This window comes from Streptomyces aidingensis, from assembly GCF_900112355.1.
GTDB lineage: Bacteria > Actinomycetota > Actinomycetes > Streptomycetales > Streptomycetaceae > Streptomyces > Streptomyces aidingensis.
Genome location: NZ_FOLM01000002.1, coordinates 229,652 through 253,018 on the forward strand (window position 1 = coordinate 229,652; position 23,367 = coordinate 253,018).

Here is a 23,367-nt window from a genome sequence, read left to right on the forward strand (position 1 = left end):
TCCAACTAATTCGGCTGTCGCCCGGCCGCCGGGTGCGCGTTCCCCGCGCCGTTCCGCATCCCCGGCCGCCCCGCCGCGGCCCGGGGGGCCGGCCCGTTCGCAAGCCGGACGCCCGGAAGGGAGGACCGTCCTGACCGTCGACCGCCTCAACGAGCTGATGTTCGCCGGTGCCCTGGTCCTGCTCGTCGCCGTGGCGGCGGTGCGGCTGACCTCCCGCAGCGGGCTGCCCACCCTGCTGCTCTATCTGGGCATCGGCATGCTGATCGGCCAGGACGGCCTGGGCGTGGAGTTCAGCGATGCCGAGCTCACCCAGGTGCTGGGCTATGCGGCACTGGTGGTCATCCTGGCCGAGGGCGGTCTGGGCACCAACTGGCGGCACATCCGGCCCGCCGTGCCCGCCGCCGCCGTGCTGGCCACCTTCGGCGTGGCGGTCAGCGTGGCGGTCACCGCCGCCGCCGCGCACTATCTGGTCGGGCTGGACTGGCAACTCGCCCTGGTGATGGGCGCGGTGGTGTCGTCCACGGACGCCGCCGCGGTCTTCTCGGTGCTGCGCAGGGTGCCGCTGCCGCGCCGGCTGAGCAGCACCCTGGAGGCGGAATCCGGCTTCAACGACGCGCCCGTGGTGCTGCTGGTGGTCGGCTTCTCGGCGGCGGAGGGGCTGGGCAGCGGGGAGGCCGGAGTCGCCGGCTGGCTGCTGCTGCCCGCCGAGATGCTGCTCCAGCTGGTCATCGGACTGGCGGTGGGGCTGGTGGTGGGCCGGCTGGGCGCGTATGCGCTGCGGCAGGTGGCGCTGCCCGCGGCCGGCCTCTACCCGATCGCGGTGCTGGCGCTGGCGGTGCTGGCCTATGCGGCCGGCGCCCTGGCCCAGGGCAGCGGCTTCCTGGCGGTGTATGTGGCCGCGCTGGTGATGGGCAACGCGCGGCTGCCGCACCGGCCGGCCCTGCGCGGTTTCGCCGACGCCATGGCGTGGGTGGCGCAGATCGGGCTGTTCGTGCTGCTCGGCCTGCTGGTGAACCCGGCGGAGCTGGTGGCGGACTTCTGGCCGGCGGTGGTGATCGGGCTGGCGCTGACCCTGGTGGCCCGGCCGCTGTCGGTCACGCTGTCGCTGCTGCCGTTCCGGCGCCCGTTGCGGGAGCAGGTGCTGCTCTCCTGGGCCGGGCTGCGCGGTGCCGTGCCGATCGTGCTGGCCACCATCCCGATGGTGTCCGGGCTGGCGGGCAGCGACCGGGTGTTCAACATCGTCTTTGTGCTGGTGGTGGTGTTCACCCTGCTCCAGGGGCCGACCCTGCCCTGGCTGGCCCGGCGGCTGAGGCTGCGGGAGGGCGAGCAGGCCACCGATCTGGACATCGAGTCCGCGCCGCTGGACCGGCTGCGCGCCCATCTGCTGTCGCTGACCATTCCGGAGGGTTCCCGGATGCACGGCGTGGAGGTGGCCGAGCTGCGGCTGCCGCCGGGGGCCGCGGTGACCCTGGTGGTGCGGGACGGGGCGAGCTTTGTGCCGGAGCCGGTGACCGTGCTGCGGCGCGGGGACGAGCTGCTGGTGGTGACCACCGATCCGGTGCGGGACGCGGTGGAGCGGCGGCTGCTGGCGGTGGGCCGGGGCGGCAAGCTGGCCGGCTGGCTGGGGCGGACGGGAACGGCGTCGCGCTGAGGCGCCCGCCGTGCGCGCTTCTCCCGGCCCGCGGGAACACGCCCCGCACTCACCCGCACACGCTCCGCGCATGCGGGGAATGCGCCGGGCGCCGGAATACGGACCTTCGTCCGGGCGTCTCGGGACGGCCGGCAGTGGACTTCGGCGCCGGGAATGTTGCACGATGGACCGTCGTTAGCACTCACTGACGAAGAGTGCCAGGGAGCACCGGCGGGGCCGGGCGGAACAGCAGCCCGGACGGCCCGGGCACCTACACAACCGGAGGATCATCGTGCCGACGTATCAGTACCAGTGCACTGAATGTCAGCAGGGCCTTGAGGTCGTCCAGAAGTTCAGCGACGACGCACTGACCCAGTGCCCGAGCTGCGAGGGCCGCCTGAAGAAGGTGTTCTCCTCGGTCGGCATCGTGTTCAAGGGCTCGGGCTTCTACCGCACCGACAGCCGCAACAGCTCCAGCGGCGGCACCCCGGCCGGCTCCTCCGGCGGCGAGAAGAAGGAGAAGAAGGAGACCGCGTCGGCCTCCTCCGGCTCCTCGGGTTCCTCGGGTTCCTCGGGTTCTTCGGGTTCCTCATCGTCCGGATCCTCCTCCGCCTCCGGCACCAAGACGGCCTCCGCCTCCGCCGCATGAGCGGCGGGGCCGGGCAGCGGGCGGACATCGGGGTCATCGGCGGGTCGGGGTTCTACTCCTTTCTCGACGATGTGACGGAGATCACCGTCGACACTCCGTACGGGCCGCCCAGTGACTCGCTGTTCCTGGGCGAGGCGGGCGGCCGGCGGGTGGCGTTCCTGCCCCGGCACGGCCGCGGGCACACCCTGGCGCCGCATCTGATCAACTACCGGGCCAATCTGTGGGCGCTGCGCTCGGTCGGCGTGCGCCAGGTGCTGGGCCCGTGCGCGGTGGGCGGGCTCCAGCCCGCCTACGGGCCGGGCACCCTGGTGATACCCGACCAGCTGGTCGACCGCACCAAGGGCCGGGTGCAGAGCTACTACGACGGACTGCCCAGGCCGGACGGCGCGGAGCCGAACGTCGTCCATGTCAGCTTCGCCGACCCCTACTGTCCCTCCGGCCGGGAATCGGCGCTGGCCGCCGCCCGGGCGAACGGCTGGGATCCGGTGGACGGCGGCACCATGTGCGTGGTGGAGGGCCCGCGCTTCTCCACCCGGGCGGAATCGCGCTGGCACGCCGCCCAGGGCTGGTCGGTGGTCGGCATGACCGGGCACCCGGAGGCGGTGCTCGCCCGTGAGCTGGAGCTGTGCTACACCTCGCTGGCCCTGGTCACCGATCTGGACGCGGGCGCGGAGACCGGCGAGGGCGTCTCGCACACCGAGGTGCTGGAGGTGTTCGCGCGGAACATCGCCCGGCTGCGCACGGTGCTCTTCGATGTGATCACCAAGCTTCCGGAGAGCGAGCGGGACTGCCTGTGCACCCGGTCGCTGGGCGGGCAGCCGACCGGCATCCCCCTGCCCTGACCGGCCCTTCCCCGGCCGGTTCGCCGGCCGGTTCGCCAGCCGGCCGGTTCCCCGGCCCGCCTCCGGGGACGGCGCCCGGGGCCCGGAGGTTGTCCACAGGGCTCGCGGGCCGTCGGCGGCAGCGGGCACCGTGGAGCCATGAGCATCGCCGGCTCCGCCCGCCGTCCCGGCGGCCCCTGTGCCGTCCCGTCGTTCGATCCCGTGCTGCCGCCGCGCGGCAGGCACCGGCTGCGCCGCGCCGTCCGGCGGCGGCGGCGCGCCGTGGCCGCGTCCCTGGCGGTGGCCGCCGCCGCGCTGGCCGCCGCCGCGCCCCGGGATTCCGGCCGCCCGGCCGGGCCGCTCGTCGCCGAGGCCGCCGATCCGCCGGAGGACGGGCGGGCCACGGCGGCCGGTTCCCGGCCCGCGGCCCGGCCCGGGTCCGCCGTCCCGGACCGCCCGGAGCGCTCCGCTCCGGACGGCGGGGCGCTGGTCGCGGCCCCCGTCCGGATCGCCGATCCGGGCGCGGCCCGGCTGCTCTCCCCCGGCGACCTGGTCGATGTTCTCGCCACCGGTCCGGCGCCGCCCGGAGCCGGCCCGCCCCGGACCGCCCGCCTGGTGGCCCACCGGGCGGAGGTGGCCGCGGTGCCGCCCGGCGTGGAGACTGATGCCCCGGGCGACGCGGCCCGGGGAGCGCTGGTGGTGCTTGCCGTGCCGCCGGAAACCGCCGCCCGGCTCGCCGCCGCGGCGGCCGATTCCGAGCTCGCGGTGACGCGATGGTGAGCCGCTCGTTGCCCGTTGACAGGAGGCGCTCGCGGCCCCGGCCGCGGGAGCGCTCCGGCCGTAACCACACCAGCACACATGCGCGATCAGCGGAAAGGCAGTCGGGTGAGCGAGAAGCAGAACGTCCTGCACGGGTTCAGGGACTTCATCATGCGCGGCAATGTGGTCGATCTGGCCGTTGCCGTGGTCATCGGGGCGGCGTTCACCAAGGTGGTGAACGCCGTCGTGGAGGGCACGATCAATCCGCTGGTCGGCGCGTTCGGCACCCAGGACCTGGAGATGTACAGCTCCTGTCTGAAGGGCCCGTGCGAGACGGTGAACGGCGAGGCGGTCGGCATTCTGATCCGCTGGGGCAGCGTGATCAGCGCCGGGCTGACCTTCCTGCTCACCGCCGCCGTGGTCTACTTCATCATGATCCTGCCGATGGCCCGGCTCAAGGCGCGGCTGGACGCCCGCAAGGCGCCGCAGGACGAAGCCCCGGCGGCCAAGACCGAGCTGGACATCCTCACCGAGATCCGCGACGAGCTGATCGCGCAGCGCACCGCGGCTCCGCTTGCCACCGTGGCGGCCACCGACGGGCCTCAGGCCCCCGCCACCGCGCCGGACGGCGGCCCGGGCCGGACGGTGGCCCCGCCGCGTTCCGGAAGCTGACGGGCCCGCCGTCGCCCGGCGGGCTCAGAGATGGTGCGGGGGCTTCTCGTCCAGGAAGCGGGCGAGATCACCGGCGGTGCCGCCCTCCGGGGCGGGGTGCCCGCCCCAGCCCAGATCGCTGTCGTCCCGCCCCGTCCCGGCCAGCGGGTCGTCGAAGATCAGCGAGTCGGGCGGGGGCTCCGGGAGGTCCTGGCTCATGTCCTCAGGGTACGGGCCGGTGCCGGGCAGGCCCTCGTGGCCGGGCGGCTCGCCGACCGCCGGCGTCTCGTGCCACCACAGATCCCGTCCGGGGGTCCAGGGCACGGGGCGGGCCAGCAACTGCACCACCAGTACGGTCTCCACCCGGGTGCTGCCGGCCAGGGCGCGCTCCAGCGCGGCCTTGACCGGCAGCACGGTTCCCTCGTGCCGGCAACTGTCGGCGGTGACCACCACCCGCGCCCCCGACGTGCGGAGCCGGTGGCGCACCAGGCCGCTGCCGTCCCCCGGCGGCAGACTGACCCGGAGCGCGCCGATCCGCACGCACGCGAGGGTGATCACCAGCGACTCCAGACACATGGGCAGGGCGACCGCGACCCGGTCCCCCGATCGCACGCCCAGGCCCGCCAGGAGCGAGGCCGCACGCTTTCCCCGGTCGAGCAGCTGGACATGGGTCAGGACATCGGCCGGAGCGGTGCCCGGCTGGTGGGCCCGGCCCGTGGCGCCGGGCCGCTCCCCCGTGTGGTCGAGCGACATGCGGCAAGCCTTCCCGAGTGCCGTCGACAATCGATAAACACGCCGGTGAGCGCCGTGTTGACAGCTCCTCAGGGGGCGGGCGGCGCCGCGTGGTAGGGATGAGTCATGCGGGACGCGATCACGGATGTGGCGGGGCTGCGGGTCGGACATGCGCAGTGGATCGGCGGCGGCCGGCTGACCGGGGTGACGGTCGTGCTGGCCCCGGAGGGCGGGACGGTGGCCGCGGTGGATGTGCGCGGCGGCGGCCCGGGCACCCGGGAGACCGACGCCCTGGATCCGCGCAATCTGGTGGAGCGCATCGACGCGGTGGTGCTGGCCGGGGGCAGCGCCTTCGGGCTGGCCGCGGCGGACGGGGTGATGGCCTGGCTGGAGGAGCGGCGGCGCGGCTATCCGGTCGGCCCGGAGCCGGAGCAGGTGGTGCCGGTGGTCCCGGCGGCGGTGCTGTTCGATCTGGGCCGGGGCGGTGACTGGCGGGCCCGGCCGGACGCGGCGCTGGGGCGGGCCGCGGCCCGGGCCGCGGCGGCCGGCGACGGCGGCACGGTGCCGGAGGGCAATACCGGGGCGGGCACCGGCGCGGTGGCGGGCGTGCTGAAGGGCGGCACCGGCACCGCCGCCGTGCGGCTGGCCTCGGGCGCCACGGTGGCGGCGCTGGTGGCGGTGAACTCCTCCGGCTCGGTGCTCGATCCGGACACCGGCGCGCTGTACGGGGACCCGGGCCGGGTGCCGGCGCCGGAGGTGCACGCCGCGGCCCTGCGCCGGCTGGCCGAGGCGGAGCGGGCGTCCGCGCCGCGTCCGGCCCCGGGCACGGCGCCCGGCGGGCCGCTGAACACCACGCTGGCGGTGGTGGCCACGGACGCGGCGCTGTCCCGGCCGCAGGCGCAGAAGCTGGCGGGCACCGCCCATGACGGACTGGCCCGCGCCATCCGCCCGGTGCATCTGCTGACCGACGGCGACACGGTCTTCGCCCTGGCCACCGGGGCCCAGCCGCTCTCCGCGGAGCAGCCGGCCGTGGCCGCGGTGAACGAGATCCTGGCCGCGGGTGCGGAGGTGCTCTGCCGCGCCGTGGTGCGGGCGGTGCTGGCCGCCGGATCCGTCACCACCCCCGCCGGTCACTTCCCCGCCTACCGCGACCTCTACGGCTTCTGATCGCGGGCGCACCGGGACAGACGCATGGGACAGGCCCCGCGGCGGGGCCGCGGGGCCTGTCGGAACGCCGGGTGCCGGCACCGCGCGGCCGGCGGGGGTCAGTCGCCGGGGGCGGTCAGTCGCCGGTCAGCGGGCGCTCAGTGGGCGAAGACCGGGACGGCGTCCCGGGGTTCGTCCGCCTCGCCCGCACCGGCGTCGGCACCGGGCTGCTGGTCGCCCGGGGCCCGGCTGTTGATCAGCACCCCGGCCAGGGCGGCGGCCAGCAGCAGGATGCCGAAGGCCCACCAGATCGCGGTGGTGAAGCCGTGCACCATGCTCTCCAGTTGCAGCAGCTGCGCCGCCGGATCGGAGGTGGCCTCGGCCGCGTGCGAGGCGAGGTAGGAGGTGGTGGCGCTGGCCGCGATGGTGTTCAGCAGCGCGGTGCCGATGGCGCCGCCGACCTGCTGCGAGGTGTTCACCATGGCGGAGGCGATGCCGGAGTCGGTCGGCGCGACCCGCGAGGTGGCCAGGATGGTGGCCGGCATGAAGGCGGTGCCCATGCCGAGGCCGAGCAGCACCTGGGCCGGCATGATCAGCGTCCAGTAGTCGGTGTCCAGGCTGAGCTGAGTGAGCATCAGCATGGCCAGGGCGGCGACCAGGAAGCCGGGCACCATCAGCAGCCGCGGCGGCAGCTTGACCATCAGCCGGGTGCCGATCTGGGTGGAGCCGAAGATCATGCCCACCACCATGGGCAGGAAGGCCACGCCGGTGAGCAGCGGCGAGTAGTCCAGCACCACCTGGAGGTAGAAGGTCAGGAAGAGGAACAGGCCGAACATGGCGATGATCGCGATGCCCAGGGAGAGGTAGGCACCGCCGCGGTTGCGGTCGGCGACCACGCGCAGCGGCAGCAGCGGCGCCTTGACCCGGGCCTCGACCGCCACAAAGGCCAGCAGCAGCACACCGGTGGCCACGAACATGGTGATCGTCAGCCCGTCGCCCCAGCCCGACTCCGAGGCCCGGCTGAAGCCGTACACCAGGGCGGCCAGGCCCAGGGAGGACAGGATCACACCGGGTATGTCCAGCGAGGAGCGGTTGCGCGCCTCCGCGGGCTCCCGGATCAGCGCCAGGGCACCGGCCGCGGCGATGGCCGCGAAGGGAATGTTGACGTAGAACGTCCAGCGCCAGTCCAGGTATTCGGTGAGCACGCCGCCGAGCAGCAGGCCGATGGCCGCGCCGCCGCCCGCGATGGCGCCGTAGATGCCGAACGCCTTGGCGCGCTCCCGCATGTCGGTGAAGAGCACGGAGAGCAGGGACAGGGAGGCCGGGGCCAGCAGGGCGCCGAACATGCCCTGGAGGGCGCGGGCGCCGAAGAGCATCGCCTCGTTGACCGCGGCGCCGCCGAGCGCCGAGGCGGCGGCGAAGCCGAGCAGCCCGACGATGAAGGTGCGGTTGCGGCCCCACAGATCGGCTATCCGCCCGCCGAACAGCAGCAGGGCGCCGAAGGCCAGGGAGTAGGCGGTGATCACCCATTCCCGGTTGCCGTCGGAGATGCCGAGGTCGTGCTGGGCGGAGGGCAGGGCGATGTTCACGATGGTGGCGTCCAGCACCACCATCAGCTGGGCGAGGGCGATGAAGAACAGCGCCCGCCATCGGCGTGGGTCCGCTCCGGGCGGTGACGGGTCGCCGGGGGCGGCGTCACCGGCCGGGGCGGAGGGGGTGAGGGACTTCTCTGGCATGCGGATTCCTCGAAGCGTGGGTCGATCCACTCGGGCGGATCTGTGGACAGCGGGTGGTGCGATGAGCGGAAGAGACCGGGCACGCGAGGGGCACACCCGGGGAGGTGACGCGGGGACTGGTTCACCCCGCGGCCCGGCGGGGGCCGCGTGGTCGGGGAGGAGAACCGCGGGGGCGGTGCGGGGCGACGGTGGCCCGCACCGCGCTCGGCGGTACGCGGGAATCAGGGCGAATGGTTCACGGCCGGTCCCACAGGTCGTCCAGGGCGGTGGGGCGGCCCGGCAGCACGGAGCGGCCGGGGGCGCGCAGCCCGTCCAGGAAGATCAGCAGATGGCGGCGCGTCTGCTCCTCGCCCCAGGAACAGGAGGACGGCCCGGGCAGCGGGCGGGTCAGCCGCCCGATGGCGATCAGCAGATCGCCGGTGCCGATGTCGTCCCGCAGCTGCCCGGCCCGCTGTGCCCGGCCGACCAGCTTCTCCACCACGGACTGCAGGCGGGCGGAGGCCTCCATCAGGCTCCTGTCCTCCCGGCCCCAGCCGCTGGGGAGCAGGGTGCACATGGCGCCGAGCCGCTCGTCGATGGTGGCGAGCAGAATCCGGCCCAGGATGTGGAAGGCGTCGTGCTCGGCCTCCAGCGCGGCGCGGGCGCGTTCGGTGATCCGCTCGGTGACCGTGCACATCACCGCACTGACCAGCGCCTCACGGCTGGGGAAGTGGCGGTAGAGGGTGGCGTTTCCCACGCCGGCGCGGCGGGCGATCTCGTCCAGGGCGGCCTCGGCGCCCTGCTCGCCCAGCACCTCGCGGGCCGCCTCGACGATCCGCTCGCGGTTGCGCACGGCATCGGCGCGCAGCCGCGGGCCGGCCGTGGCGGTACCGGCCGTGGTGCCGGCCGTGGTGGCCTGCTCCTGCCGCGTCATGCTGCCTCCCCGGTGCTCGCGCCGCCATGGCATGGCGGGCCGCGACGGCTCCGGCCCGCCGAATGCCGGCCGGACATATGTCTGCGTCGTTGTCCGCGTCGACTCCGTGTCTATCGGATGCCACTGACAACCGGTGCCCGGGCCATCGGCCCGCCGGTCACCCATGACCCGAAACCGGGGAATCTCTCCCCGTTTCAGAGGCGACATTAGCTCAAACGGGGAGGCGATCCCCACTTATTTCCCGGGGCGGCCGTGAGCTGCCTCACATGCCAGCACAGCAGACGGCGGGCCGGCCCCGGGAGAAACCCCGGGGCCGGCCCGCCGTGCATCCTGCTCTGCCGCTCTGCGCTCTGCCGCTCTGCCGCTCTGCCGCTCTTCCGTCCTGCCGTCCTGCCGTCCGTCTGCCTGCGGCCGATGTCCGGGCCGTCAGGCAGCCGCGTCGAAGCCGGAGGCACTGGCCATCTTCTTCAGCTCCAGCAGCGCGTGCTTCTCGATCTGCCGGATCCGCTCCCGGGTCAGCCCGTGCTGCTTGCCGACCTCGGTCAGCGTCCGCTCCCGGCCGTCCTCCATGCCGTACCGGGCACGGATGATGGAGGCGGTGCGCTCGTCCAGCCGGCCGATCAGATCCTCCAGGCCCTCCCGGCGCAGGGTGACCATCACCGACTGCTCCGGCGAGGCCGAGGAGGTGTCCTCCAGCAGATCACCGAACTGGGTCTCGCCCTCGTCGTCCACCGACATGTTCAGGCTGACCGGGTCCCGCGCCCAGTCCAGGACGTCCTGCACCCGCTCGGCGCTGGCGCCCAGCTCCGCGGCGATCTCGCCGGGCTCCGGCTCGCGGCCGTGCTCGCGGTTGAACTCCCGCTGCACCCGCCGCACCCGGCCCAGCTCCTCCACCAGATGCACCGGCAGCCGGATGGTGCGCGCCTGGTCCGCGATGGACCGGGTGATCGCCTGGCGGATCCACCAGGTGGCATAGGTGGAGAACTTGAAGCCCTTGGTGTAGTCGAACTTCTCCACCGCCCGGACCAGACCGGCGTTGCCCTCCTGGATCAGATCCAGCAGCGGCAGCCCGCTGCGCGGATAGCGCCGGGCCACGGCCACCACCAGACGCAGATTGGACCGGATGAACAGATCCTTGGCCCGCTCCCCCTGGCGGACTATCGCGGCCAGCTCCTCCCGGCTCGCCGACGCGGCCCGGCCGCCCTCGGCGGGACGCTCTTCGCCGTCCAGAATGCGCTGCGCGTACAGTCCGGCTTCGATCGCGAGAGACAGCTCGACCTCCCGGGCGGCGTCCAGCAGCGGAGTGCGGGCGATCTCGTCGAGATACATGCCCACCAGGTCACGCTCGATGGCGTCACCTTCCGTGCCGACGCGTGCCCGGTCCGTCGCTCCGCCCTGGGTGACGGAGTCCTCACGGCGGACGACGGCCTGGATAGTCATACGCGTGCTCCCTTGCGAGTCATACAGCTTGACGCACGAGTCATGGACGACCGCGGTTCACCCGGGCAGCGGGCCCGGATACCGGCGACACCCCCTCGGGTCGCCCCCGGCGCGCCGTCCGTAACGAAACAACGTCGAGAAACCGGACATGATTCCCAAGTGCCGCATCTTTTTTCTGTGATGCGGTACACTGCGCGGCTCACCGTCCGCAGGTGAGCGATTGCGCAACGCACAACCATCACCCCCCTCATCCCTTGAGACGAACCGGACCGCCGAAAGGTTGCCGGTCCGGCCCTCACTCGAACGGATGGTCCGGGCGGCGGCCCGCCCCGCCCCGCCCCACAGTGGTTCCCCCCGGGGTCCCACCGGTCCCCGGGATTTCGCGGCACCGGCCAGCCGCCGAGGAGTCGCCGAGGAGCCACCCACGAGGGGGTGCCGACGATGCCGACACCGACCCGCAGCCCGATACGCAGGCCCCCGCCCCCGCGGCGCGGACCGATACGCCCGCCGCTGATACCCGGCCGCCGGGCGCTCACCGCGCTCGGCGGGACACTCGCCCTGATCCTGGCCAGCCTCACCGTTCCCGACCCGGCTCTCGCCCACGCCGGCCACGCCGCCCCCGCGTCCGCCGCGCTGAGCTGCGCACCGAAGTCACCGCACACCGGCCTGAACGCCGGGCTGCCCACCCCCGAGGGCTACGCCCCCAGCCGCGGCACCGTCACCGCGCTCACCCTCTTCATCGATTTCCCCGGCTCCGAGGCCACGATCCCCACCACCGAACGCTTCGCCGAATTCTTCCCCGGGACCAGCGAATACCTCGCCACCAGCTCCTACGGAAAGCTCCGCTACCGCGCCGAGCCCGTGCACCGCTGGCTGCGCATGTCCCGGCCCTTCGAGGACTACGGCATCGACCGCGGCGTGGGCTGGCACCCGGACGATCCCGACGGATACAACCGGCTGATGCGCGAGATTGTTTCCGCGCTCGGCGACGAGACCGACTTCGCCGCCTACGACCTGGTCAATGTGCTGGCCACGCCCAACGCCGGCCCGCACGCCCTGGAGCAGGTGCTGTCCGTCTCCTTCGCCGGCCGCCCGCTGGTGGACACCCCCTCCGGGCCGCTGCGCAACATCAGCTTCATCTGGTCCACCCAGCCCGGCGAATCCCCGCACCGGGTGCTGGTGCACGAGAACGGCCACGCCTTCGGCCTGCCCGACCTGTACTGGACCGGCGCGGGCGTGCCGCCGCTGCTCACCGGCCACTGGGACGTCATGGAGCAGGACTGGGGACCCAGCAACGATCTGCTGGCCTGGCACAAGTGGAAGCTGGGCTGGCTCGCCCCCGGCCAGGTGGCCTGCGTCACCGCCCCGGGCGGCAGCGAGCACCTGCTCACCCCGCTCGGCGACCCGGCCGGCGACGGCGTCCGCATGGTGGCGCTGCCCACCGGTCCGCACCAGGTGATCGTGGCCGAGGTGCGCGCCCCCAGCGAGCTCGACCGGGCGGTGTGCCGGACCGGCGTGCTGATCAGCCGGGTGGACACCCGGGCGCGCAGCGGCGAGGGCCCGATCCGGGTGGCGGACGCCACCCCGGGCAGCAGCGGCTGCCTGGCCGCCCCCGACCCCCAGGTGACCGCGGAGCTCACCGACGCGCCGTATCTGCCGGGCGACACCTTCCGCGACCACCGGGCCGGCATCACCGTCCAGGTACTGGAGGCGGACCGGGACGGCCGCCACCGCATCCGCGTCACCCGCGACTGACGGCACCACACCGCCCCGGCCTCCGGCGGGGGTGCCCGGCAGGGCGCGTGTTGCTACATTGCGGCAGGCGCCGCAGGCCGAAGCGCGGGCGCGCGCCGCCGGCCGGACAGGGGGCACAACAGGCGTGAGCGACACGATGCAGGACATCCGGCGGTGGGTCGCGCACCGCCGCAACACCGAGCTGGTGCTGGTGCTCTTCGCCTGGCTGATCGGCGTCTTCGGCCATGCCGCCGCCGGCCTCGCGCTGACCGACGAGATCCCCTCCGGGCTGCCGCCCTACGCCCTGGGCCTGGGCGCGCTCGCCCTCGCCGCACATCTGGCGGTGCGCCGCTTCGCCCGCCACGCCGACCCGGTGATCCTGCCCGTCACCGTGCTGCTCTGCGGCCTCGGCCTGGTGCTGATGGACCGGCTCGACCACTCGTACGCGATCCGCTTCCCGGACAACTACCAGGGCCTGCCGGTCGCCCCCGACCAGGTCATCTGGACGGTCATCGGGGTGGCGGTGATGGTCACGGTGCTGATCGTCCTCAAGCACCACCGGCTGCTCCAGCGCTACACCTATCTCGGCATGGCCGTCTCCATGGTGCTGCTGGTGCTGCCCGCCTTCTTCGGCGCGGACCAGTTCGGCGCCAAGCGGTGGATCAGCCTGGGCCCGATGTCGGTGCAGCCCGGCGAGTTCGTCAAGGTGATGATCTGCGTCTTCTTCGCCAGCTATCTGATGGCCAACCGCGATGCGCTGGCCCTGGCCGGGCGGCGCTTCCTGGGCCTGGCGCTGCCGCGCGGCCGGAACGCCGGCCCGGTGCTGCTGGTCTGGGGCGTCAGCCTGATCGTCCTCTTCTACGAGCGCGACCTGGGCACCTCGCTGATCTTCTTCGGGGTCTTCGTCGTGATGCTGTACATCGCCACCGAGCGGACGAGCTGGGTGGCGCTCGGCCTGGTGATGGCGGTCGGCGGCTCGGCCGCGGTCGCCGCCACCCAGTACCACGTCAAGGCCCGGATCGCCGCCTGGCTGGACCCGATGTCCATCTACCTGCCGGAGGACCAGCGACCGCCCGGGGTGATCTCGGACCAGCTCGCCCAGTCGCTGTTCGCCTTCGGCGCCGGCGACCTCACCGGCACCGGCCTGGGCCAGGGCCATTCCTACCTCATCGGCTTCGCCGGACGCAGCGACTTCATCCTGGCCACCGCCGCCGAGGAGCTGGGCCTCGCCGGGGTGACCCTGATCCTGCTCTGCTATGTGCTGCTGATCTGGCGCGGCATGAGCGCGGCCATGAAGGTCACCGACCCGTTCGGCAAACTGCTGGCCGCCGGGCTGTCCTCGGTCCTCGCCCTCCAGGTGTTCGTCGTCGCCGGCGGCGTCTCCGGACTGATCCCGCTGACCGGCAAGGCACTGCCGTTCCTCGCCCAGGGCGGATCGTCCACGGTGGCGAACTTCCTGCTCATCGGGCTGCTGATCAAGATGAGCGACGCCGCGGGGCAGGCCGCCACGCTGCCCGAGGGCAACGCCACCATCCTGGTCCCGGCCATCACCGACGCCACCCTCCCGCCGCCCACCGGGGCCGGACGGCCCTCCGGCAGGGCCGCCCGGCCCTAGGCCCGCCGCCCGCCCCGTAGTTGACTGCTGCCCGGAGCCGAGGACATCGGGTGACAGACGCGGGGAAGCGGAGCGAGAGCGCGCACCGCGCAATCCGGGTCCGCGAGGCGGACGATCGTCCTCGGCTCCGGCTCCTGCCCGGGGCCGTGTCCCGCACGCACCGCGCGGCGGGAGCCGGCGCTCCCCGCTTCCCGCTTCCCGTGGCCACGCCGGCTCAGCCGTGCGGGACCACGGCCACCGGGCAGGCCGCGTGATGCAGCAGCGCATGCCCCACCGGCCCCACCCGGGAGCCCAGACCGCCGTGCCGCCCGCCGCGGCCCACCACCACCAGCTCGGCGCCGGGCGTGGCGTCCAGCAGCACCTCGGACGCCTGGCCGGTCATCACCGTCTCGTCGACCTCCTGCCCCGGGTAGCGGTCCCGCCACGGCTGGAGGGCACCCGCCACCTGCGAGGCCACCGGCGCGGGATCGCTGCGGGCGTGCACGGCGCGCAGCGGCAGGCCGCGGGCGGCGGCCTCGGCAAAGGCGAAGTCCAGCACCTCGCCGTCCGGCTCCTCCAGCCGCTTCAGCCCCAGCACCACCTCCGGCGCGGGCTGCTCCGGCGCACGCCGTTCCGTCCCCGCGCGCACCACCACCACCGGACAGTCCGCCCACGCCACGGTCTGCATGGAGACCGAACCGAGCAGAAAGCCGGCCACCGTGCCCAGCCCGCGGGAGCCGAGCACCACCACATCGGACTCGCGGGAGGCGTCCAGCAGCGCGGCGGCCGGGCCGCCGGCCACCGACTCGGTGGTCACATCCAGCCCGGGATGACCGGCCAGCAGCCGGTCCCGGGCCTCCCGCAGCACCTGCTCGGACGCCTGCTGGTCCACCTCCGGAGCGCCCATCGGCTCCAGCGGGGACGCCACCCCCCAGCCGTGCACCAGGCGGAGCCCGGTCCTCCGCCGCAGCGCCTCGGCGGCAGCCCAGTCCGCCGCCGCCCGGCTCTCCTCCGAACCGTCGATACCAGCGGTGACACGTCGAGACATCGGCAACCTCCAGCCGGGGGTGGTGGGCGTCCCCTACCACCTTGGCCCCCCGCACCCGTGACGGCACCCCGAGCCGGGACGCACCCTCGCCCATCCGGCCGCATCGACCGCCGCGCTAGCGGGCACCGCCAGCATGGCCCCGGGACCGATACGCAGGGAGCACCGGACATGCAGCAGCCGCCCGCCGCCCTCACCCTGGCCGCCACCTTCGCCCTGGGCGACCTCCCCCGGCTCCTCGGGACCGCCGCCGCCCACACCCTCTCGGCGACCCATCACCACATCCTCGCCGCCCTCCACACCCCGTCCGCCGTCCTCGCCGGCCCGGCCACCACACACGGCGCGCTGCTGCTGCGCGGCGCCGACCTGCAACGCTTCGGCCCGGTCGACGACGGGCTGCTGGCCGGACTCCACACCCGCTACCCGCCCGCGGTCCGCACCTTCCGCGCGCTCACCCGGCTCCCCCTGATCGTCGGCTTCCTGCCCTCCGCCCGCCCCGACCCCCGCCTGGAACAGTGGGAGGACGACCTCGCCACCGCCCTCACCGGACTCCCCGGCGTGACCCTGATCCACCCCGCCGACTGGACCCGCCGCCACCCCGTGCCGCGATGGTTCGACGACCGCACCGACGAACTGGCCCATCTCCCCTTCACCCCGGAATACCAGACCGCCATCGCCCGCACCCTCACCGAGACGGCACGCACCACCGGATGCCCCGCCCGCCAACAACCCGGCCGCGAGCGGCAACCGCCAGCCGCTACACTGTCCGGCGGCAGCGCGGCCGGATCACCCCCCTCCCACCACGATCCCCCGCACCGCCCCCCGCCCTCGTAGCTCAGGGGATAGAGCACCGCTCTCCTAAAGCGGGTGTCGCAGGTTCGAATCCTGCCGGGGGCACAACACCCCGCGGCGCCCTCATCCAGGGCGGCCACCTCCTCGGCCGCCTTGCGTGCCTTCTGTTCCGCCTTTTCCAGCCGTGCCTTGGCCTTGGCTCGGCACAAGCCGAAACGGTCGCGGTCACGACCTCACCGAACTTCTGAGCGGCATCGCCGGGGAACGAGAACTCCACACCGCCCAGGCGCCGGCTCATGTCCTGCTCTGGCGCATCACCCACCAGCCCAGCAGGCGGGCGCTCGCAGCTGCGAGCCGCAGCGCGGCGGCCCAGCAAGGGCGGCATGTCGGTGATGCGGCACTGCCGCCCCCAGAGCCGTGCGGCGGTCCTCTGGTGTCGACTGCGTCCTGCGGGCAGGATCGTGCCCATGCGAGTTCTGATCATGGGCGGTGGCTGGTTCCTGGGCCGGGCGGTCGCCGAGGAAGCCCTGCGGCGCGGATGGAAAGTGACGACGTTCTCCCGGGGTCGTTCAGGACGCGATGTGGCCGGGGCGAAGCCCGTGCGCGGGGACCGTACCCGCGGCTCCGACCTGCGGCGGCTGGCCGGGGCCGGCCCGTGGGACGCGGTGGTGGACACCTCCGCTGCGGAGATGCCGCCCCGGGTCGTGCTCGCCGCGGCTCGCGCCCTGGAGCCGGTGGCGGGCCGGTATGTCTACGTGTCGACTGTGAACGCCTACCGTGGCTGGCCGAATGAGCCGCTGACCGAGGCGTCGGAGCTGCACGACGCGCCGGCCGACGCGGACATCGGGGAGGACTACGGGCGGCAGAAGGCCGGTTCCGAACGCGCCGTGTGGGAGACGTTCGGCAGGGACCGTTCGGTGATCCTGCGGCCGGGGGTGATTCTGGGGCCCGGGGAGTATGTCGGACGGCTGCCGTGGTGGTTGACCCGGGCGGCCCGCGGCGGCGAGATCCTTGCTCCGGGTGATCCGGCGCAGGTGATCCAGCCGGTGGATGTCCGAGACGTGGCGGCCTTCGCGCTCGACCGGGCGGCTGCGACGGATGCCGGTGCGTACAACGTGGTCACCCCGCTCGGGAGGGAGACCATGGGGGGCTTTCTCGCCGCCTGCCTGGAGGTCACCGGCCACCGGGGCACGCTGCGCTGGGTGCCGGACGACGTGCTGTTGCGCCACGGGGTACGGCAGTGGACAGAACTGCCGCTGTGGCGGACCACGGCCGGGGCGTGGGCGGTGGACTCGGCGCTGGCGCAGGCCGCGGGCCTGAGATGCCGGCCGCTGGCCGCCACCGTGGAAGACACCTGGCGGTGGCTGGCCGGCGGGGAGGACCCGGTGGAGCATCCCCGCCGGGCCGAGCACGGTATCGCTCCCGAGCGGGAGGCGGCGATACTCGCCGCACTCGGATAGCTCAGGTAGCTCAGCACTCCAGGGCGAGGCGGGAGACCGCCCCCAGCGCTCGTCCTGCGGCGTGGGCTGACCAGTGCTCGATGCGTCCTCCCAGCTCCCGTGCTGCGGAGGCATCGCCCTGGCCGGTGCGCATCAGCTCCATCCGCACCGCTGAAACCCGTTCCAGCAGGCCGGCGGTCCGCCATGGGGAGTCGAGCGCGAGTACTTTCTCCAGGGCATCCGCCGCGCCTTCGACCTCTCGGCGCAGCACCCGGGCACGGGCCAGATCGGTGCGCGCCTTGGCCTCGGTGGAGATGGACCGCTGACCGGCGGGGGCCGCACCGAGGAGGGACAGGGCGCGTTCCGCCTCGGCCTCGGCACCATGCGCGTTGCCCATCAGCAGGTGGCTGGTGGCGTTGGACATCGCGATCCGGTCCCGTGGCATGCCGAATTCGCCCGCGACATCGTCATGCAGTTCGTCGCGTTCCCCGGTGGCGTCCTGGGCGGTACGCATGACCGCCACCGCATCGTCCTGCTGCCGCAGGTGCGCCAGGGCGCGGCCCTGGATCACGGCCAGGCGGTGCCGGGCGGTGTCCCCCAGGCCGCCGAATCGCCCCGCCTCACGGACCATCCGTACGGCCTCGGCCGGCCGGCCGTCCCAGTAGGCCATGTACGCCAGGGCTCCGCGGGCGTACGCCTGAAGCGGCCCGTGATCGATGACCTCTCCGTACAGGGCAGCGGTCCTGGCAAGCTGTACGGCCGAGGGAAGCGACCCGAGGTCGAAGCTGACGGAGCCCAGCAGGGCGGCTGCCTGTCCCGCCTGCAGGTACAGCCGGTCGCGCTGGCGGGACCGCTGGGTGCGGTCCAGCATGTCGCGTGCCGCGTCCAGCAGGTGGCTGCCGCGGTCGAATGCCTCACGAGGAGGAGTCCGGTGGTAGGCGCGGGCGAGCGCCCGGACGTCGTCCTCCAGTTGGTCGATGCTCAGGTCGGGCAGCGCCTGGGCTGCGGCGTCCCGGGCGTGGTCGGCCGCGTCGCGAGCGGTCATCAGCAGCTCACCTTCATCAATCACTGACGCCGTGGCAACGGCGCTCTCCGGGTCGGGCTCGGCGAGCAACTCGACGGCGGGACGGCCGAAAAGATGCTCCAGGACGGCCGGAGCCGGAGGAGCGGGCAGCGTGCGGACCTTCCCGGCGGTCCACCGGCGGTAGGTCTGCTCCGCGACCGTCGCGGTCGCCACTCGCGGACGGCCGTCACGACGGGCGACCTCCCCTGCGGCGCGCTCGTAGGCCCGCCGGAAGTCCTCGTAGGTCCAGCCGCGTTGGCGAGCGAGCTGGTGCAGCAGCGTGCGGGCGTCCATCAACTCTCCCCGGGCCGGCTCGTCCCTCGCAGTGTGCCCAGCGCCGTCCGGCACTGTGCTCCGTCGGCGGCATGTGGCACCTGCGAGGCATCTCCATGACACGCAGCGTCATTTCATGGTGCCTGAGCGATACCGGAGATGACATGGTGCGAGCCGCTGAACACCGCGAATCTGGGAGCGATCCGCCAGAAGGGACGGTGTTGGACATGGAACGCGCGGAGTCGCGACCGGAAGTCCCGGTGCCGCACGGTTACAGCGAGCCCGTACAAGGCCTGCGGCGTTGCTACCGGTGCGGCACCCTGACGCAGCCCGGTGTCCCGGTCCGCGACATCGAGTCCGACTACCCCGACGGAATGCGTCTGTACGCCTGCCTGGACTGCGTGACACCCGCCGAGCGCGAGTTCGCCGCCCGGCTTCCGGCCCCCGGTGGTGTCGTGGGCGAAGCCCGGTGAGCGGACGGCACCGGCGTCCCCGGCTTCCGGAAGCCGATGGGGTGTTCGCCGGGCTGGTGCTGATCACCGCCAACCTTCTGGGGACCGGTGCGATGGTCTACAGCTCAACCGCCACCAGCACCACCCCGTTCGCCGCCCCTGACATGCCGCCCGCCGGCGGCCAGAGCCCGCCTTCAGCCCGGCCAGAAGGGCCGCCGACCTGATGACTTCCCAGCGCTGCGGACGATGGCACGTCTCGCCTCCAGGCCCGGAGGAAACGGCACCATCAACCCTCCGTACAAGAGATGAGAACGGCATGACGACCGTGGTGCGCTTCGGATCCTGGAACCTCTGCAACGGCGGAATCGACCCAGGTGGGAACGAGACCCGCCGCAAAAGCCAGATCACCATCGCGGCCCAGCTCGGCGACCAGGCCAAGGACAAGGACGGCAACGGCGGGGAACTGGATCTGCTCGCCGTGCAGGAGTTGACGCACTGGGACGAGCGCGGCTGGTGGCGGCTGCACGAGCTGGCCGACTCCCTGGGCATGGTCCCCCTGGACCCGGTCACCTCGCACATCGGCAATGGCCGCAACCACCTGGCGGTCCTCTACCGGCCCGGACGAGTACGCGTCCTGTCCTGCCAGGATGTCGGCCGGGGCGCCTTCCACCACGGCCTTGCTCGCGCTCACCTGGCCGTGGAGGGCCAGGAGTTCACCGTGCTGGCCACGCACCTGGCGTGGAGTGACGGCGACACCCGGCTGCGGGAGGCACGCTGGATGACGGACAACGCCGGTACCTTCCCCGGCCAGCCGCCGCGCGCGGTGCTGCTGGGCGATTTGAACTGCCTGGCCCAGCAGGACCCCGAACCGGACTGGACCGCCGTCCCTCCCAACATGCACCCCCGCTACCGCACCGTCCACGCCGACGGCACCTTCGGCCCCGCCGACCGCCGCGCCCTGCGGGTGCTGCTCAACTCCGGCTGGACCGATCCGCAGACCACCGTGCGCCACCCGCGTAAGGCGACGGTGGGCTACTGGTACAAGAACGAGCCCACCCCGCTGCACCTGGACCACGCCCTGACCGCAGGCGGTTTCCGGCCCCTGACCTACCTCACCCACGACACACCCGAAGCACGGGCGGCCTCCGATCACCTGCCCATCACCCTCACCGCCGCGATCGGGGCGACGGCGTGACCACCGTGGCGGCAACGGCCGCCGTCATCCCCTACATCACCGCCCGCCACGGCGAGGAGCCCGACTTCGCCGCCAACCTCGGCCTCCTGCCGGGCGGGCAGGGCCTGCGCTACCTGGCCGAGGAGCCCGGCGACCGCGACGCGCAGGGCGTGCTGTGGGGCAGGGTCTCCCAGTCCCGCGACGGCGACCGCCTGACCGGCGCCCCCCGCTTCGCCGAGGTCCACCCCTCCCGCCAGCGCGAGGCCATGGCCTGGCTGCGCTGCCAGGTCTGCATGCGCCCGGCCAGCCGCACCCGCGCCGGATGGCTGTTTCTGGAATCCGCCGGCCGTTCCGCGGACCGGCTGGAGGGGATGCTGACCGCGCAGCCTCCCGCCTGTGCCGAACACGCCCGCCTCGCGGCCGAGCGCTGCCCCCACCTGGCCGCAGGAGGGTTCATCGCCGTCCGCGCCCGCCTGCCGCGTCTGTACGGAGTGATCGGCACCCCCTACCGCCCGGCTCCCGGAGGCAGGTTGGAACCGATGGCCGCCGACGATATCCCCGTGCCCTACACCGACCGCGACCGGCTGCGCTGGCTGGTCGCCTCACAGCTCGTGCGCAGGCTCCAAGGCGTCACCGTGGTGGCCCTTGCCCCACCGGCAAACCACCACCCGTGACCCACTGGGCCTTGCTGGTGACCAGCGCGAAGGCTTCCTGACCTCCTGCCGCGGCGAAGTGCCGCCGGCAGGCTCTCGCTGATGTTCCGCTGAGACAAAGGAGAGCTCACATGGCTACAGCCCTTCAGTACACACCCGTCACACGGGAGGAGGTCCGAACGGACTTGGGCCGGTTCCTCACCCTGTTCACCGAGCTGGAGGATCGCGACGGCGTGATGCCGATGTTCTCCGCCGCGATCGACGCCGAGTGGCACCGGCTGCTGGACGACCCGGACGCCTACGGCCGGTTCTGCGACCGGCACACCGGTGGCGCCCGTATCGGGCACCGTCCGCTCACGGGTCAGGGCACCGTGGAATGGGTGCCCGCCTACCAGGAGCGGTACGGCACCCTTCCGCCCGCATGGTTCGCCGACGCGGCCGGCACCGTGGACGCAGCCGCATACGGCGCCTACCTGCGCACCGGAACGGTCGTCACCGGCTGGGACTGCTCGCCGATCGAGGGTGGGGACGACACGGACACCGACGACGACGGCGCGGCCCCCCGCCCCTCGGTCCGGCGGTGACCCGTACCACCGCCCAGGTGCCCCCGCCCGGCGCGGGGGCACCCGCTGTCCTCGGCCCCTGCCGCCTCGTGGCCGGCGGGGACGGAGGCGGCCCACGGCTGGCGGGCTGGATTGACGCCCTGAGCGTGCACTGCCCCTACCTCGGGCCGTCTCTGCGACGCGGGCTGACCCGCCTCCACCACTACCAGGTCCTGCCCGCAGCGCCCTTCGGGGATGTCGAGGCCGCGGTGTTCACGGCCGGAGCCTGGGCGGCCAAAACGGTCCGCGCTCGCCGCACCGCGGGCCGGGGGTGGGCGTGCGAAGTCATCACCCTGGACTGGCCGGCACCGGACCCACAGCCGGCCGCGATCCTGAACCGACCCCACTGGGCGATCAAGTGCGCCTGGGCACCCGTCGGTGTACTCCCTGGAAAATTCGCTCCCGGCGCGGGCCGCCCCGACCGGGCCGGGCGGACGGTTCCGGACCCGCCGCTGCCGGTGCTGGCCGTCCGCGACAGCGTCCCCGCAGCAGATCCGGATCTGCTGCGCTCCACCCCGGGCATCGGCCGCGTCCTGGCCCAGGCCCGGGAGGACGGCCGGGACATCCTGGGCTCCGTCCCCGGAGTACGGGAGGCTGGTGACCCCCTGCAAGCCTGGCCCGCCATCAATCACTGGGCCTCCCACCTGACCGACCTGGAGTCCTCGTCGTGACCACCACCGAGCCGGAGACACCCCTGGACGCGCTGAGCACGCACACCGGCCGCCCCGTCAGCCGTGCACGGCCGGTCACCGAGCGCCGGGGCTCCCGCACCTGGGATGCGACCCTCGCCGGTGGCATCCGGGTGGCGCTGAAGGCGAACACGCCCGGCCGGCAGCCGGAACGGCGGGACAAGATCGCCGAACTGGCCCGGGAAGCCAAGGTCTTGGAAGCCCTGGCCCAGGCCCGTGCCGTCGAACCGGGCTACCTCCTCGCAGCGGGCAGATGGCGCGAAGGGCGGTGGCTGGCTGTGCGCTGGATCAGCGGCACCCCGCTGTGGACGGCGTTCGAACCCGCCCGCACCACCGGCCACCGCACCCCGGAACACCGGGAGCTGCTGCTGCGCACCGCCGCCTCCTGGGCGGCCCGGCTGGCCGCCCTGCACGTCGCCGGCTGGACCCATGCCGATGTCCAGCCCACGAACACGCTCATCGCCCCTGACGGCACCGCCCACCTGATCGACTACGCCCTGGCCTGCGGCCCCGACGGCGGCCGGGACCGGGCGCCGTACCGGGGAGCCCTCACCCACACCACCGCACCCGAGACCGCCGCCGCCCTGCTGGCCACGGACGAGGACACCCACATCCAGGCCGGGCCACCGGCCGACATCTGGGGCCTGGGCGCCTCCCTGCTGTGGGCCTGGACCGGCAAACGTCCCGTCGCCTACCTCGCCGACGCGCCCCGCAGGGACAAGCTCACCGCCATCGCCACCGGCCGCACCGTCGACCTCGCCACCGCACGGCCCTGGCCGTTCCCCGAACTGGAGGAGCTGATCAACGCATGCCTGACCCCCGACCCGGCCCGGCGGCCACCGGCCCACCAGCTCACCCGGGCGGTGAACACCCAGGTGTGACCATCCGCCGGGCGGTACCGGAAGACACCGAGGAACTCCTGCGTCTGCGCCGAACGATGTTCACCGCCCTCGGCCCCATACCCGCCGCACCGCCGGACTGGGAACAGGCATGCACCAAGGCCTTCCGCGACCGCCTCACCACCGACCCGGCATTCGCCGCCTGGGTCGCCGACACCGGCACCGGACGACTGCTCTCCTGCGCCATCGGCACCTACGCGCCCCGGCTGCCCAGCCCCCGCAGCACCGCCCCTCACCTCGGCACCGTCCAGGCAGTCGTCACCGACCCCGCCCACCGCCGCAAGGGCCACGCCCGAGCCTGCCTGACCGCCCTCCTGCACTGGCTCACCACACAGAACTGCTCCCACGTCGAACTCCGCGCCTCCGACCAGGGCGCCAAGCTGTACACCGCACTCGGATTCTCGCAGTCGGGCGACGCACTGATGACCTGGCGACCAACTCCGCCCAGCGAACGGTGATCGGATAGAGACCCGAATGATCA

At 73.5% G+C, this 23,367-nt stretch carries 23 protein-coding genes and 1 tRNA gene; 18 read left to right on the forward strand and 6 right to left on the reverse strand.

The features are described 5' to 3' along the window. Nucleotides 1-157: 157 nt before the first annotated feature. The 5 genes from BM242_RS05570 to mscL all read left to right on the forward strand — a co-directional run bounded on the left by BM242_RS05570 (nucleotide 158) and on the right by mscL (nucleotide 4,531). Complete coding sequence (locus BM242_RS05570) at nucleotides 158-1,651, forward strand: potassium/proton antiporter (protein ID WP_093837528.1); 1,494 nt, start codon at nucleotides 158-160, stop codon at nucleotides 1,649-1,651. Nucleotides 1,652-1,922: 271 nt separating this feature from the next. After that, nucleotides 1,923-2,279 (forward strand): FmdB family zinc ribbon protein, encoded by a 357-nt coding sequence (locus tag BM242_RS05575; RefSeq protein ID WP_093837529.1) that lies wholly within the window; start codon nucleotides 1,923-1,925, stop codon nucleotides 2,277-2,279. Then, nucleotides 2,276-3,121 carry an S-methyl-5'-thioadenosine phosphorylase gene (locus BM242_RS05580; protein ID WP_093837530.1) on the forward strand — a complete coding sequence of 282 codons (846 nt, stop codon included), beginning with the start codon at nucleotides 2,276-2,278 and terminating at the stop codon, nucleotides 3,119-3,121. The genes BM242_RS05575 and BM242_RS05580 overlap by 4 nt, the downstream gene beginning before the upstream one ends. A gap of 138 nt (nucleotides 3,122-3,259) precedes the next feature. Then, complete coding sequence (locus BM242_RS05585; RefSeq protein ID WP_093837531.1) at nucleotides 3,260-3,880, forward strand: RcpC/CpaB family pilus assembly protein; 621 nt, start codon at nucleotides 3,260-3,262, stop codon at nucleotides 3,878-3,880. Nucleotides 3,881-3,958: 78 nt separating this feature from the next. Further along, on the forward strand, nucleotides 3,959-4,531 hold the full coding sequence (mscL, locus tag BM242_RS05590) for a large conductance mechanosensitive channel protein MscL (protein ID WP_093837532.1): 573 nt from the start codon (nucleotides 3,959-3,961) through the stop codon (nucleotides 4,529-4,531). 24 nt (nucleotides 4,532-4,555) lie between these two features. On the opposite strand, the gene BM242_RS05595 is transcribed toward mscL, so the two are convergent. Beyond that, entirely contained in the window at nucleotides 4,556-5,263 is a 708-nt protein-coding gene (locus tag BM242_RS05595) for an AMP-binding protein (protein ID WP_093837533.1), read from the reverse strand. A 105-nt stretch (nucleotides 5,264-5,368) separates the two neighbouring features. Between BM242_RS05595 and BM242_RS05600 the strand changes: the two genes are divergently transcribed. Then, complete coding sequence (locus tag BM242_RS05600; RefSeq protein WP_093837534.1) at nucleotides 5,369-6,409, forward strand: P1 family peptidase; 1,041 nt, start codon at nucleotides 5,369-5,371, stop codon at nucleotides 6,407-6,409. A gap of 137 nt (nucleotides 6,410-6,546) precedes the next feature. On the opposite strand, the gene BM242_RS05605 is transcribed toward BM242_RS05600, so the two are convergent. The 3 genes from BM242_RS05605 to BM242_RS05615 form a co-directional block, all read right to left on the reverse strand. Next, nucleotides 6,547-8,124: an MFS transporter gene (locus BM242_RS05605; protein WP_093837535.1), complete on the reverse strand. Its 1,578-nt coding sequence runs from the start codon at nucleotides 8,122-8,124 to the stop codon at nucleotides 6,547-6,549. Nucleotides 8,125-8,359: 235 nt separating this feature from the next. After that, on the reverse strand, nucleotides 8,360-9,037 hold the full coding sequence (locus BM242_RS05610) for a TetR/AcrR family transcriptional regulator (protein ID WP_093837536.1): 678 nt from the start codon (nucleotides 9,035-9,037) through the stop codon (nucleotides 8,360-8,362). Between the two features lie 426 nt (nucleotides 9,038-9,463). Continuing rightward, the gene (locus BM242_RS05615; protein WP_093837537.1) at nucleotides 9,464-10,477 is read right to left on the reverse strand and encodes a sigma-70 family RNA polymerase sigma factor; all 1,014 of its coding nucleotides are present in this window, start codon (nucleotides 10,475-10,477) and stop codon (nucleotides 9,464-9,466) included. Nucleotides 10,478-10,918: 441 nt separating this feature from the next. Between BM242_RS05615 and BM242_RS05620 the strand changes: the two genes are divergently transcribed. After that, nucleotides 10,919-12,232: a M6 family metalloprotease domain-containing protein gene (locus BM242_RS05620; protein ID WP_093837538.1), complete on the forward strand. Its 1,314-nt coding sequence runs from the start codon at nucleotides 10,919-10,921 to the stop codon at nucleotides 12,230-12,232. Nucleotides 12,233-12,368: 136 nt separating this feature from the next. Beyond that, on the forward strand, nucleotides 12,369-13,826 hold the full coding sequence (locus tag BM242_RS05625; RefSeq protein WP_093837539.1) for an FtsW/RodA/SpoVE family cell cycle protein: 1,458 nt from the start codon (nucleotides 12,369-12,371) through the stop codon (nucleotides 13,824-13,826). A gap of 214 nt (nucleotides 13,827-14,040) precedes the next feature. On the opposite strand, the gene BM242_RS05630 is transcribed toward BM242_RS05625, so the two are convergent. Then, nucleotides 14,041-14,853 carry a universal stress protein gene (locus BM242_RS05630; protein ID WP_093837540.1) on the reverse strand — a complete coding sequence of 271 codons (813 nt, stop codon included), beginning with the start codon at nucleotides 14,851-14,853 and terminating at the stop codon, nucleotides 14,041-14,043. A gap of 168 nt (nucleotides 14,854-15,021) precedes the next feature. Between BM242_RS05630 and BM242_RS05635 the strand changes: the two genes are divergently transcribed. The 3 genes from BM242_RS05635 (at nucleotide 15,022) to BM242_RS05645 (ending at nucleotide 17,102) form a co-directional block, all read left to right on the forward strand. Further along, on the forward strand, nucleotides 15,022-15,684 hold the full coding sequence (locus BM242_RS05635) for a hypothetical protein (protein WP_093837541.1): 663 nt from the start codon (nucleotides 15,022-15,024) through the stop codon (nucleotides 15,682-15,684). Then, nucleotides 15,675-15,747: transfer RNA gene (locus BM242_RS05640), tRNA-Arg, on the forward strand. Before BM242_RS05635 ends, BM242_RS05640 begins: the two co-directional genes overlap by 10 nt. Before the next feature lie 362 nt (nucleotides 15,748-16,109). Then, the gene (locus tag BM242_RS05645; protein WP_175541279.1) at nucleotides 16,110-17,102 is read left to right on the forward strand and encodes an NAD-dependent epimerase/dehydratase family protein; all 993 of its coding nucleotides are present in this window, start codon (nucleotides 16,110-16,112) and stop codon (nucleotides 17,100-17,102) included. Nucleotides 17,103-17,112: 10 nt separating this feature from the next. Here BM242_RS05645 and BM242_RS05650 read toward each other — a convergent pair whose 3' ends face one another. Then, nucleotides 17,113-18,438: an NsdA family TPR-like regulatory protein gene (locus BM242_RS05650; RefSeq protein WP_093837542.1), complete on the reverse strand. Its 1,326-nt coding sequence runs from the start codon at nucleotides 18,436-18,438 to the stop codon at nucleotides 17,113-17,115. A gap of 206 nt (nucleotides 18,439-18,644) precedes the next feature. On the opposite strand from BM242_RS05650, the gene BM242_RS05655 reads away from it, so the two are divergent. The 7 genes from BM242_RS05655 to BM242_RS05685 all read left to right on the forward strand — a co-directional run bounded on the left by BM242_RS05655 (nucleotide 18,645) and on the right by BM242_RS05685 (nucleotide 23,344). After that, a complete protein-coding gene (locus BM242_RS05655) occupies nucleotides 18,645-18,890 on the forward strand; it encodes a hypothetical protein (protein WP_093837543.1) in 246 nt (81 codons plus the stop codon). Between the two features lie 295 nt (nucleotides 18,891-19,185). Then, complete coding sequence (locus tag BM242_RS05660; RefSeq protein ID WP_093837544.1) at nucleotides 19,186-20,064, forward strand: endonuclease/exonuclease/phosphatase family protein; 879 nt, start codon at nucleotides 19,186-19,188, stop codon at nucleotides 20,062-20,064. Then, nucleotides 20,061-20,717: a hypothetical protein gene (locus BM242_RS05665; RefSeq protein WP_245833851.1), complete on the forward strand. Its 657-nt coding sequence runs from the start codon at nucleotides 20,061-20,063 to the stop codon at nucleotides 20,715-20,717. The genes BM242_RS05660 and BM242_RS05665 overlap by 4 nt, the downstream gene beginning before the upstream one ends. A gap of 110 nt (nucleotides 20,718-20,827) precedes the next feature. Beyond that, entirely contained in the window at nucleotides 20,828-21,280 is a 453-nt protein-coding gene (locus BM242_RS05670; RefSeq protein WP_139238270.1) for a glycine-rich domain-containing protein, read from the forward strand. Continuing rightward, a complete protein-coding gene (locus tag BM242_RS05675) occupies nucleotides 21,277-21,969 on the forward strand; it encodes a hypothetical protein (RefSeq protein ID WP_093837546.1) in 693 nt (230 codons plus the stop codon). The genes BM242_RS05670 and BM242_RS05675 overlap by 4 nt, the downstream gene beginning before the upstream one ends. Next, on the forward strand, nucleotides 21,966-22,868 hold the full coding sequence (locus BM242_RS05680; protein WP_093837547.1) for a protein kinase domain-containing protein: 903 nt from the start codon (nucleotides 21,966-21,968) through the stop codon (nucleotides 22,866-22,868). The genes BM242_RS05675 and BM242_RS05680 overlap by 4 nt, the downstream gene beginning before the upstream one ends. Continuing rightward, nucleotides 22,865-23,344, forward strand: coding sequence for a GNAT family N-acetyltransferase (locus BM242_RS05685; RefSeq protein WP_175541280.1), 480 nt, complete (start codon nucleotides 22,865-22,867; stop codon nucleotides 23,342-23,344). Before BM242_RS05680 ends, BM242_RS05685 begins: the two co-directional genes overlap by 4 nt. Nucleotides 23,345-23,367 lie beyond the last annotated feature (23 nt).